The following is an 11712-nucleotide window of genomic DNA, read 5'->3' on the forward strand; positions in this document are numbered from 1 at the left end:
CTCTCCTGCGATCGTTTACTTGCGCTTGCCCATCGGATCGGCATTGAAGCAGCGCTGATAATACTCGGCCACCATGGACCGTTCGGCCTCATCGCACTTGTTGAGGAACGTCACACGGAAGGCGAAAGCGATGTCGCCAAAAATCCGCAGGTTCTCAGCCCATGAGATGACCGTGCGAGGCGACATGACGGTCGAGATGTCACCCGCCATGAAGCCCGAGCGCGTGAGTCCGGCAAGGGCGACCATGTTGTCGATAAGCTGACGCATCTTCTTGTCGTCGGCAGCCACCCCGAGTTTGGACGTGCCGATCGCGACTTCCTGATCGTGCGGCAGATAGTTCAGGGATGTGACGATGTTCCAGCGGTCCATCTGTCCCTGATTGATCTGCTGCGTGCCATGATACAGGCCGGTCGTATCGCCCAGGCCCACCGTGTTGGCGGTTGCGAACAGGCGGAAGAACGGATTGGGGCTGATCACACGGTTCTGGTCCAGCAGCGTCAGATTGCCGTTCACTTCCAGCACGCGCTGGATGACGAACATCACATCCGGACGACCCGCATCATATTCGTCGAAAACGAGTGCGCAGGGGTGCTGCAAACACCAAGGTAGCAGCCCTTCCTGAAATTCGGTGACCTGCTGGCCGTCGCGGAGCACGATGGCATCTTTGCCGATCAGATCGATACGCGAGACATGGCTGTCGAGATTGATGCGCACGCACGGCCAGTTCAGGCGGGCGGCAATCTGCTCGACATGCGACGATTTCCCGGTTCCGTGGAATCCCTGAACCATGACGCGGCGGTTGAAAGCGAAACCGGCGAGAATGGCCAGTGTAGTGTCATGGTCGAAACGATAGCTCGTGTCGATCTCCGGCACATGCTCGGTGCGGATCGAGAAGGCAGGCACTTTCATGTCGCTGTCGATGCCGAAGACCTCACGGGCCGAGACTTCCAGATCAGGGACGGAAATTGCAGATGTGGGGACCAGGTCCTCGGTCGCAGTGCTCATGATGTGTCCGTTCTTCAGTGTTCGGCGATATTGTGGTGTGAACGTGCCATGCTCAGGCGGATTTTTCGAGACCGTCATCCGCATTTGTCGCGAAATGCGTGCGGAGAGTTGAATACGCCACGTTGATGATCTTCAGCCGTTCCTCGGCGTGCCGGTCGCCGTTGTTGGCGTCCGGATGATTCTCCTTTGCCAGCACCTTGTAGCGGGCCTTGACCTCTTCAAGCGAGACAGGCCAGTGCAGGCCCAGCGTCACCAGAGGTTCGCGCAGCCGTTCCGGTGTTCGGGGTTCTCTGGACTGACGATGACGACGCGCCCTGTCGGCGCGGGAAGCCTTCAGGACGTCCAGCGGATCAAGAATGTCGTCCTCGCTGAACGGTTTGTTGCCTACATGGCCGATTTTCCATGAAGGGCGGTCCCACGACATGTCCGCTTTCAGCTGCGCCTCGATCTGGGCGCTGCTCATACCCTTATAATAATCCCAACGGGCATTGTACTCACGCACGTGTGTGAGGCAGAACCAGAAATACTCGTTCAGCGCCGTACGTGAACGCGGCGCGCGGTAGCCTGCCTCCATGGTGCAGCCGGGCGCGTCGCAACACTGGTGGGGCGCATCCGGATCGGGATCGAAAGCCCGGTGGCGTGTGTTTCGTCTGCTCATGTAGCCTGTTATGTGTGCCGTGACGGGCTGGACGCAAGAGGGTTGTGGCTCTGACCGTCATGGACAGAACGGAGAAACGGACAATGGCCGGTATCGGAACAGGCCCACGGGCTCACAGGGTGAAAGCGCTGCTGGAAGAAAAACTGTCGCCGGTCCGGATCGAGATCATAGACGAGAGCGACCGTCACGCACACCATATCGCACGCCCCCGCGGGCCGCAGGAAGGGGCGTCCGAGACGCATTTTCGCCTGACCGTGGTAAGCGACGCTTTCAGCGGCATGTCCCGCGTCGCCCGTTCGCGTCTCGTGCATAAATATCTCGATGCGGAGTTTGCCGATGGCCTGCACGCGCTTGCCCTCACGCTGAACACGCCGTCAGAGGTCGCCCCAGCATGATGCGCAGATTGACCCGTCGCTCCGTCCTGCTGACCGGAATGGCGCTGGCCGCCTGCGCGCCGACGGAACGCGCCAGCACATTGTCGTCGCAGGATCAGGCGGATACGGCACGCGTGGAAGCCTATCTCAACGGTCTGTCCACTCTGAAGCTCTGGTTTACCCAGACATGGCCCGATGGAGGGCGTGGCTACGGAACGCTGCTCTACACGCCCGGTAACCTGCGCCTCGATTACGATAATCCCAAAGGGATGACGCTAACTGCGGGCGACGGGCACCTCGTCCTGAACAACCCCCAAACGGGTGCCGTCACGCGCATGGGGCTTTCGCACACGCCGCTCGGTCTGATGCTCATCCGTCCACTACGTCTGAGTGGGGATGTGACCGTTACGGCTGTCAGGCGTGGCCCATCGGCCTTGCAGGTCTCTCTTGCCCGCACCAACCGGCTTTCGGACGGGCTGCTCACATTACAGTTTCAGGATAGTGGAGCATCTTTAACACTGGTCGGGCTTGTTCTGGTGGATGATCGCCAGCATACGACCACACTGGAATTCTCGCCGAACGTCTGAGGACGAACGGCATGAAAGATGAAATCAAGATGGTGCTTCCTGCGCTTGCTGACACAATGGATCAAAAAACACTCTGGAAGCGCTATCGTGATGCACTCCTTCAGCGATTGCCCCGCTGGGCCCAGTCCATGTTTCAATGGCTGCTCGCTGAGGAAAGAAAAATCGCACGCCTAATCGTCGGTATTCTGATGATTCTTGGCGGCGTGTTTTCTTTCCTGCCGGCGCTGGGGCTGTGGATGGCACCCGTCGGGATTGTGCTGCTCGCCGAAGATTTTCCACTATTTCAGCGTTTTGGGCTGAAGCTGTTTCGCTGGCTGGCGTCCAAGCGCCCGGAACTCTTTGACGCTGATCCGGAGTTGGTGGCGAAGTCTTTGTGAGCGTGGGGGGGCAGGTGGTTCGGCTGCCCTGTAAAAAACCCGCTCAAGAAGTTAAATATTTATATAGTCCAAGAAAAACTTCTAACGATTCGACTCTTTTTCGTGTTTCATTTGCTTCGGAAATAATTTCCAATTTAATTTAGCTCAGTGGAAAAGTGGTTTGGAACTACTTGTTCTCCTGCGATTTGATGGAATGCAAAAATGGACAGGATGGATTTCTACGAACCCTGAATAAAAATTTCAGGGCGTTCGGCACTGTGAACGACGTGACTACCTAGAAAGCGGGAGAATATGTGCCACCCAACACGGCCGTAGCCTTTGGTTATGGGGGCGGCCGAGGAGTGGCGGGATCTCTGCAGCGAAGTTGTTGCTCAACTTTAATCAGTGGACAGATCTTATGCACGCCCAAAATCTCTTCTGGCTTCCCAGTCTCGATAGTAAATCAGCAGCCGATCAGTGGAATGAACAGTTCACCGCGATGAACGGTGCTCCTTCAAACTGGGATGGCCTTGTAGCTCTGGCGCGGCACGATCTTGATTTCACGCGTACAATGAGGTTGGAGCGCCTGTTGACGCGCAAGTTTCCTCAACCTCCACCAGATCTGCCCGTCAGGCCGGTGCGGCTCGCCATCCTCGGATCGTCCACAATCAATCATCTCGCCGCTTCCATTCGTGTAGCGGCACTGCGGCGCGGTATGTGGGCAGCAGTTCATATCGGCGAATATGGTAGTTATCTTCAAGAACTCAGTGAGCCAGACGAAGCGCTGAAACACTTCGCTCCGACTGCTTTTTTACTACTTTTCGACGCTCACCATATCACGGGCTATCTGCCACGTAATGCTGATCAGGCTGCTGCCGACGCGGCATTTTCGGAAGTGACACAGACACTGCTTCCGCGCTGTTGGCGGGCAGCGAAAGAACATTACAACTGTCCGGTTCTACAGACGTCCTTCCTGCCCATTCTGCCACGGCTGATGGGAAGCGCGGAAACGTCGTTTCCCGCTTCTCCAGCAGGGTTCATCGAGAGATTAAACGCGGCTCTTCCCGCTTTATGCATGGAGCACACTGCGATTTTTCTTGATCTGGCAGGTATGGCATCACGCAATGGAATCGCGTTTTGGCATAATCCATCGTTGTGGTTGCGCGCAAAGCAGGAAATCGCACCCTGCGCTGCGCCTGTGTTCGGGGAACTTGTCGGTCGAAGTCTTGCTGGGATGGCAGGCAAAGCATCGAAATGTCTGGTTCTTGATCTCGATAATACACTTTGGGGCGGCGTCATCGGGGATGACGGTCTGACAGGAATCGAACTCGGTCAGGGAAGCCCCATCGGCGAAGCCTATCTTGCCATTCAGGACTATGCTCTGCGTTTGAGCGGGCGAGGCATAATCCTTGCAGTATGTTCCAAAAATGACGAACCCAATGCTCGCGAACCTTTCTGCGTACATCCGGAAATGCTTTTACGGGAAAAAGACATTGCCTGCTTCGTCGTAAACTGGGACGACAAGGCAGAGAATATCAGAGAGATTGCCAGACGCCTGAAAATCGGTCTCGATTCTCTCGTGTTCGCAGACGACAATCCCTTTGAGCGGGCCCGCGTGCGAGAGGCTCTTCCAATGGTTGAAGTGCCGGAACTTCCTGATGACCCGGCGCTTATCCCCGAAACATTGGCTGCAGCAGGATATTTCGACCTCCCCACACTGAGTGCCGAGGATCTCGCACGCAGTGGACAATACCAAGCCAATATTCAGAGAGCAGCCCTTCAGGAGAACGCTACAGATCTCGACAGTTATCTCGCGAACCTCAATATGAATCTGTCTTATGGTCTGTTCAATATTCAAAATCTGCCGCGTATTACGCAGCTCATTAACAAGAGCAACCAGTTCAATCTTACGACGCGCCGATATACGCACGAAGATCTGGTCGCCCTTATGCAGGACAGTGCGGCTTTCGGCCTCTGGTTCCGCCTAACTGACCGTTTTGGTGATAATGGATTGATCGCCGTCATTATCGGACGGGATGCGCCCGATAAAGTGCTGGAAATAGATACCTGGCTTATGAGTTGCCGTGTTCTGGGGCGCGGTGTGGAAGAGGCCACTCTTGGGATCATCGCCGCCCAGGCCAAGCAGCGGGGCGCGGCATTTCTGCGTGGACTCTACTTTCCGACTGCCAAGAACGGCATGGTGGCAAATCTCTACACCCGCCTCGGTTTTGCTCATGCGGGAAGGACTACGGATGGCGGCGAAGTCTATCTGCTACCGCTCGAAACGTGGCAAAATGCGCCAACGCACATTGTCTGTACTAAGTAGCTTTGCGCTCATCCAATAGCTTATCCGTTTCCGATAAACTCGTTCAGAATCTCCAAAAAATCATTCGGTTTTTCCGCATGCACCCAATGTCCTGCACCTTCGATAATCTTCAGCCTGTAATGCGGGAATAGCCGTTTCATTTCCGGATAATTGGCTGGCTGGATGTAATGGGAAAGACCACCAGCCACGAATTCGGTTGGTCCGTCATACTGCGTGCCCTGCGGAATTTCCGGCCACCCGACAATCGCTTGCATAGCAGCGGCGATTTCATGAATACCGATCGTCCAGTGCGGGTTATCGCCAAGTTCCAGATTCTGCATCATCAGATTACGCACTTCTGGTTCTGTGATGACCTGCGCCAGAAGGGCGTCAGCATCCGCACGCGTCAGATGGGCGGGCAGGGGAAGCGCCGCCAGTTTTGCGGCAAGGTCATGCCCCTGTGAAAAGCCGCCTTCTCCGGGCGCGATGTCCGCGACTAGGAGTTTACTGACAATTTCGGGATGATGCAGAGCCAGCATCATGGCGGTCTTGCCTCCCATCGAGTGCCCCACAATGATCGCGGGCGTGGCATTAAGGCTTTTGAGTGTCTCGAACACATCCTCCGCCATGGTCGGATAATCCATCGGCCCATGCGGACTTTCGCCATGATTGCGCAAATCCAGTGCGAACGTGCGATGCGTGTCGGCCAGACGGCGTTGAAAGAACCCGAAATTACGGCCTCGGCCAAAAAGCCCGTGCAGGAAAACAACAGGAGACGTGCTAACAGGCGTGGTCGGCCCACGTTCGATAACATGTAGAAGCATCAAAAATTCCAGAAATCAGATCAGGAGTGGACGAGGACGATTTTGCCGCTATGCGCACCAGTATCCATTTCCCTGTGCGCTTCGGCGGCTTCGGCGATCGGGAAAGTTGCATGCATGACGGGCGCCAGTTCGCCTGAGTCAAGAAGCGGCCAGATATTCTCGCGCAAAGCCTGCGCCACATCCGCCTTGTAGGCCGTACTGCGGGGCCGGAGCGCCGTGCCGGTAATGTGCAGGCGTCTGGTCATTATCCGCGTGAGGCTGACATTTTCCGCTTTTGCTCCCCCTTGCAGAGCAATGAGAACCAGTCGGCCATCCATCGCCAGCGTTTTCAGGTTCTTTTCAAAGTAAGGGCCGCCAATGATGTCGAGGATGACATCCACGCCTTTGCCTTCCGTCAATTCCTTGATTTTCTCGACAAAGTCATCGGTGCGATAGTTGATGGCCTTAGCACCAAGCTTTTCACAAAGAGCACATTTTTCGGTATCACCCGCCGTTGCAAAAGGCTGGGCACCCATTGCTTTGGCAATCTGAATGGCTGCGGTGCCAATCCCGCCAGCCCCACCGTGGATGAGAACAGTTTCGCCTTTTTTCAGCCCTGCCGTCGTGAACAGATTCGACCAGACTGTGAAAAATGTCTCAGGCAGGGCAGCGGCTTTTACGGCATCATAGCCTTTGGGCCAAGGTAGACATTGACCAGCCGGAACGGCGCAATATTCCGCATAGCCTCCACCATTTGTCAGGGCGCAAACTTTCGAGCCGATCGGCGGAAAAGAGATGCCCTCAAGCGCAGCGCCATGGGCAATCACGGTTCCTGCAATTTCCAGACCAAGCAACGGGCTAGCTCCGGGCGGCGGTGGATACAGCCCCTTTCGCTGCATGATATCGGGCCGATTGACTCCACTTGCTGCGACATGAACGAGAACTTCACCCGGTCGGGGCTGAGGCGTTGGCACTTCGCCGAGATGCAAAACATCGGGGCCTCCTGGTTCATCAAGGACGATGGCTTGCATGAAGGAAGGAATTGAAGAGGTCATCGGAGGCCTGCGCGCTGTGTTTTATCGGTTGGTCCAAACGGTAACGCGACTACCTGACGCCTGACAATCACACATGTTTGAGGACGCTGGCATTTATGAACACACTGTAGGATACTGCGAAATTAGAACGATTTAACTGTGAGAAATCAGTTCATTGTAAAAATCACTCTGCATTTCTGGCATGATGACGAACCCGTCATCATGCGATGCACCAAACCTTGAACGGTCGATGAATGGCCGGATGATGATCCTCTCCCTATAGAATGCCGCAGCGAAACCGGAGGATCCGGTTCAACCTGTCTGCGGAGGGATTATGAACATCCATGAATATCAGGCCAAAGACCTGCTGCGTTCCTATGGGGTTCCTATCCTGCAAGGTTCCGTCGTTCATTCTCCCAACGAGGCCCGAGATGCGGCCCGCGCCCTGCCGAAAGGTGTATTCGCAGTAAAAGCGCAGATTCATGCGGGTGGCCGTGGGGCAGGGCATTTCAAGGACAATCCCGACGTGCATGGCGTCAGGATCGTGCATACGCCGGAGGAAGCCAAGGCAGCCGCCTTTCAGATGCTGGATCACACGCTCATCACCCGACAGACAGGGCCAGAAGGTCGAGTGGTGCGTAAACTGTATGTCGAAGCAGGATGCGACATCGCCCGCGAGCTTTATCTTTCCATGCTTATTGATCGCAGCCTGCGGCGGATTGTCATCGTCGCGTCCGAAGCCGGAGGCATGAGCATCGAGGATGTGGCGGCAAAAACACCAGAGAAGATCCTCAAGGTCGAAATCGATCCTGATCGTGGTTTCATGGAGTATCAGGGGCGCGTTCTTGCAACGAAACTGGACTTGAAAGGTGCCCAGATCAGTCAGTTCGCGAAGGTACTGCGCAGTCTGTATACAGCATTTACCACCCTCGATGCCTCTCTCATTGAGACCAATCCGCTGGTCGTGACGAAAGAAGGCAGTCTGGTCGCGCTCGACGCTAAGATGGCGTTCGATGATAACGGACTGTTCCGGCACCGCCAACTTCTGGAACTGCGTGATCCAAACGAAGAAGACCCAAGAGAGCAGGAAGCCGAGCGTTTTGGCCTCTCTTATATCAGCCTGAACGGGACCATCGGTTGCATGGTGAACGGCGCGGGTCTCGCCATGGCGACGATGGATATCATTCACGAAGAAGGCGAGGCTCCCGCCAATTTCCTTGATGTCGGCGGTGGCGCTTCCCGTCAGAAGGTGGGGGCGGCATTCCGCATTCTGCTGCGCGATCCGGAAATAGAAGGGGTGTTGGTCAATATCTTTGGCGGCATCATGCGCTGCGACCTGATTGCCGGTGCCGTTATCGACGCTTGCAGAGAGGTTGGCCTCAAAGTGCCATTGGTGGTGCGGCTTGCGGGAACTAGCGTCGAAGAGGGACTTGATATGCTGAAAAAATCTGGTCTCGATGTGACTGTCGCCACGGATCTGGGAGATGCCGCCCGAAAAATCGTCGCTGCCGTTCGGGCACGGAGGACTGCCTGATGTCCATTCTTGTCGACAAAAATACAAAAGTGCTCGTGCAGGGATTCACCGGCGCTCAGGGCACCTTTCATTCGCAGCAGTCTCTGGACTATGGCACTGCCATCATAGGCGGCGTGACGCCGGGAAAGGGGGGAACAACACATCTTGGACTCCCTGTTTTCGACACGGTCGAGCAGGCAGCCGCGGAGACCAAGCCGGACGCGACCGTTATCTATGTGCCTCCGGTGGGAGCCGCGGATGCGATTCTGGAAACCATTTCTGTCGAAATTCCGCTCATTGTCTGCATCACGGAAGGGATTCCCGTTCAGGATATGTTGCAGGTAAGAGCGGCGCTGGATCATTCCAAAAGCCTGCTGATCGGTCCGAACTGTCCGGGGATCATTACGCCCGATGCCTGCAAGATAGGTATCATGCCGGGCCCCATTCATCGCCCCGGTTCCGTGGGTATCGTGTCACGGTCCGGGCCCTTGCCCTATGAGGCTGTTGCCCAGACGACAGCGCTTGGCATGGGGCAGAGCACCAGCATTGGAATCGGCGGTGACCCGATCAAGGGACTGGATTTCATTGACGTGCTGGAACGCTTTCTGGCGGATCCAAAAACGGATTCGATTATTCTGATTGGAGAAATCGGTGGTGTGTCAGAAATCGACGCCGCCACTTTCCTGAAAGACAATCCGGTGAAAAAGCCGGTTGTCGGGCTGGTGGCGGGCATCACAGCGCCGCCGGGCCGTAGAATGGGGCATGCTGGTGCGGTCATTTCCGGTGGAAATGACACCGCTATGGCCAAGATGGAGGCGCTGAAATCCGCTGGTGTGCATATCGCGCCGACGCCAGCGGACCTGGGAACGACGCTTCAGGCTGCACTCAAAGGATAAAAACAGAAGCTGAGGCGCGTCGGAATATGCCACGTCTCAGCTTGGGTATCCTTAGAAATGGCGCTCGTAAATCTTGATCACGTCGCCCGGCTTTACATAATCCTGAGGCATGAGCTTGCCTATCACGCTTTTGTCGCCTTCCTGCCGGATGACATAAGCGCGGCTTTCAAGGGAACGATAGGTAAAGCCGCCCGCGGAGGCCACGGCTGTCAGCATGGTCATGCCGGGCTGGTAAGGATACTGGCCGGGCCGGGCCACTTCTCCGAGGACGGAGATCATGCGGTAGGCCGTGATCTCAACAGACACTTTCGGATCACGCAGCATGCGGGAATGCTCGAGAGCCTGCTTCACCTCATCAGCGAACTGAGTCGTTGTGAGACCCGCAGCCTGAAGGCCATCCGTCAGAGGGAAAGCCACTTTTCCGGTGCTATCTACCCGAAAATCGGAGGTCAGTTGGTCCTGACCATAGGTCATGACCCTGATCTGATCGTCCACGCCCAGCGTGTATTCGCCCGGGTCATAGGACGGAACGCGCTTCAGATTCGCCCCGTCTGCACAGGCTGACATCAGAAATGCGACGCAGCTAAGGGCGGTGAAAGAGCGCGTCCGACGGTCGGCGGAGGTGGCTGGCCGTGTCATGTGCTGGGACTTCCTGTCATGCAGAGGGTTAAATGATACGAACGGCCTCGACACACATATCGAGACTGCTCCGATTCCAGAAGGTAAAGGCCACGATTACAGAGCAAAATGCACCCCCGCCATAGCAACATGCACGGGGAACATCGGGCCAAGATAGGCGCTCTGGCTCATATACTCGTAGCTGAAATCAAGGCTGATGTGGCGGTTGAGGTAGACATGCAGATCAACGCCTCCGCCATAGGAATTCTGATTGTTTGAAGCCACCCCAATAGGTGTCGCCAGCAGTTCAGGTGAACTGGCGGGGTAATGCGCCTTATGGAGATTGCCGTGGACTTCGAAAACGATATTGCGGGAATAAGCATGAGTTACGCGTAATTCCGCGCTGGTATCGGTATAACCCACGATACTCTCGAAAGCCGCATCTTCGATACCGTGAGTAATATTTGCCGATACAGTCGTCAGCTTTGTTGGAAGCCACCGGAAAGAAGCCTGTGCAATGGGGGAACTAATTGTTCCATACAAAGAGGAAGAAAAGACGCGTCTCTGGTAACCGACCAAGGCGCGGAACTGAAACGGCCCGGCCTCATTCCAGCTATAACCACCCAGAACTGAGAAACCGGTCGAATTTCTTCGTGGAGCTGTTATATCATCGGTCATTGAAAAGGCTTGTGTATTCCCCGTATATTTAATTTGGGTTCCTTGAGCCAAGAATAACAAATGACTGTTTTGTAGCATCTGATAACGGGCGGTGACTGACTCGTTGACAATAACGCGGTCACGATAGCTCTGATCCTGAAATGGGGAGGAACCAGCCACTTCCGGCTTACCGAAATAATAATGCTGGACTGAAATTTCAGGGCGAAAACTCAGGCGGCTTGGTAAAGCAAAAAGATAACTTACGCGCCCGTCGTCAACATTATAGGGAACGGGCCCTGTGATGATCAGCGCACCTGATTCGGTCGGCATCTGGACAAGTGACATATGAGTAAAGGCGGCACCAAGTTCGTCATGTCCAAAGTGTTTCGTGGCGCCGATCGTGCCATTCCACGTTGTTCGATTTTGTAATGAGCGAGACGGATATCTTGTGTCCGTCACACTGACCTCGGCATGAACCTGGTCCTGCCTGTCGAGCATCCTTACTGCGCTAATATGCCCCGCGGTCATGATGGCCGCGCTTTGACGACCGTGTTGCAGACGATCGACGTTACTTGAATAACCGAAGCTTTCGGTGCCATCGAGATTTACGGTCAATGGTCCATCACGATAACCAAGCGGTTGATAAGATTTTGATGCTCTGACCTGAGCGGGCTCCTCAATCAGTTCTCCCGCGCCCGAACCCAACGCAGGCAAGTATTCGGTAACGACTTGCGCAGACGCAGCGCGCGGAACGAAGGCAGCGCAAAGTGTCAAGCCGTAAAAAAGGTTAAATTTAGGGCGTAACATTGGGACAGTTCGACTTTCGTTCCTTAATAGGCACTATCCGACCCTCGGTACGGGCTGCCCCGCGTGAGGAATAATTGAATAACTGCATTTAGTCCATAC

At 55.4% G+C, this 11712-nt stretch carries 12 protein-coding genes; 6 read left to right on the plus strand and 6 right to left on the minus strand.

Features of this window, described 5'->3' with window-relative positions; translation table 11 throughout:
- Positions 1–15: 15 nt before the first annotated feature.
- Both cobS and ABF824_RS08280 read right to left on the minus strand, forming a co-directional pair.
- Complete coding sequence (gene cobS / locus ABF824_RS08275) at positions 16–1005, minus strand: cobaltochelatase subunit CobS (RefSeq protein WP_415487929.1); 990 nt, start codon at positions 1003–1005, stop codon at positions 16–18.
- Between the two features lie 52 nt (positions 1006–1057).
- Positions 1058–1663, minus strand: a complete 606-nt coding sequence (locus tag ABF824_RS08280; RefSeq protein WP_415487931.1) for a J domain-containing protein — start codon at positions 1661–1663, stop codon at positions 1058–1060.
- Between the two features lie 83 nt (positions 1664–1746).
- On the opposite strand from ABF824_RS08280, the gene ABF824_RS08285 reads away from it, so the two are divergent.
- The 4 genes from ABF824_RS08285 (at position 1747) to ABF824_RS08300 (ending at position 5306) form a co-directional block, all read left to right on the plus strand.
- Complete coding sequence (locus ABF824_RS08285) at positions 1747–2058, plus strand: BolA family protein (protein WP_415487933.1); 312 nt, start codon at positions 1747–1749, stop codon at positions 2056–2058.
- A complete protein-coding gene (locus tag ABF824_RS08290) occupies positions 2055–2624 on the plus strand; it encodes a LolA family protein (RefSeq protein ID WP_415487935.1) in 570 nt (189 codons plus the stop codon). Before ABF824_RS08285 ends, ABF824_RS08290 begins: the two co-directional genes overlap by 4 nt.
- A gap of 11 nt (positions 2625–2635) precedes the next feature.
- Positions 2636–3001: a DUF2892 domain-containing protein gene (locus ABF824_RS08295; RefSeq protein WP_415487937.1), complete on the plus strand. Its 366-nt coding sequence runs from the start codon at positions 2636–2638 to the stop codon at positions 2999–3001.
- Between the two features lie 397 nt (positions 3002–3398).
- Entirely contained in the window at positions 3399–5306 is a 1908-nt protein-coding gene (locus ABF824_RS08300; RefSeq protein WP_415487939.1) for an HAD-IIIC family phosphatase, read from the plus strand.
- Positions 5307–5326: 20 nt separating this feature from the next.
- On the opposite strand, the gene ABF824_RS08305 is transcribed toward ABF824_RS08300, so the two are convergent.
- Both ABF824_RS08305 and ABF824_RS08310 read right to left on the minus strand, forming a co-directional pair.
- Positions 5327–6109 (minus strand): alpha/beta fold hydrolase, encoded by a 783-nt coding sequence (locus tag ABF824_RS08305; RefSeq protein ID WP_415487941.1) that lies wholly within the window; start codon positions 6107–6109, stop codon positions 5327–5329.
- Positions 6110–6129: 20 nt separating this feature from the next.
- The gene (locus ABF824_RS08310) at positions 6130–7143 is read right to left on the minus strand and encodes an NAD(P)H-quinone oxidoreductase (protein ID WP_415487943.1); all 1014 of its coding nucleotides are present in this window, start codon (positions 7141–7143) and stop codon (positions 6130–6132) included.
- Between the two features lie 313 nt (positions 7144–7456).
- Between ABF824_RS08310 and sucC the strand changes: the two genes are divergently transcribed.
- Positions 7457–8656 carry an ADP-forming succinate--CoA ligase subunit beta gene (gene sucC, locus ABF824_RS08315; RefSeq protein ID WP_415487945.1) on the plus strand — a complete coding sequence of 400 codons (1200 nt, stop codon included), beginning with the start codon at positions 7457–7459 and terminating at the stop codon, positions 8654–8656.
- A complete protein-coding gene (gene sucD, locus ABF824_RS08320; RefSeq protein WP_415487947.1) occupies positions 8656–9531 on the plus strand; it encodes a succinate--CoA ligase subunit alpha in 876 nt (291 codons plus the stop codon). The genes sucC and sucD overlap by 1 nt, the downstream gene beginning before the upstream one ends.
- 51 nt (positions 9532–9582) lie before the next feature.
- Here sucD and ABF824_RS08325 read toward each other — a convergent pair whose 3' ends face one another.
- Together ABF824_RS08325 and ABF824_RS08330 are read right to left on the minus strand one after the other, a co-directional pair.
- On the minus strand, positions 9583–10170 hold the full coding sequence (locus ABF824_RS08325) for a polysaccharide biosynthesis/export family protein (RefSeq protein ID WP_415487949.1): 588 nt from the start codon (positions 10168–10170) through the stop codon (positions 9583–9585).
- A gap of 96 nt (positions 10171–10266) precedes the next feature.
- Positions 10267–11613 (minus strand): outer membrane beta-barrel protein, encoded by a 1347-nt coding sequence (locus ABF824_RS08330; protein WP_415487951.1) that lies wholly within the window; start codon positions 11611–11613, stop codon positions 10267–10269.
- Positions 11614–11712 lie beyond the last annotated feature (99 nt).

Source organism: Acetobacter sp., assembly GCF_047721705.1.
Lineage (GTDB): Bacteria > Pseudomonadota > Alphaproteobacteria > Acetobacterales > Acetobacteraceae > Acetobacter.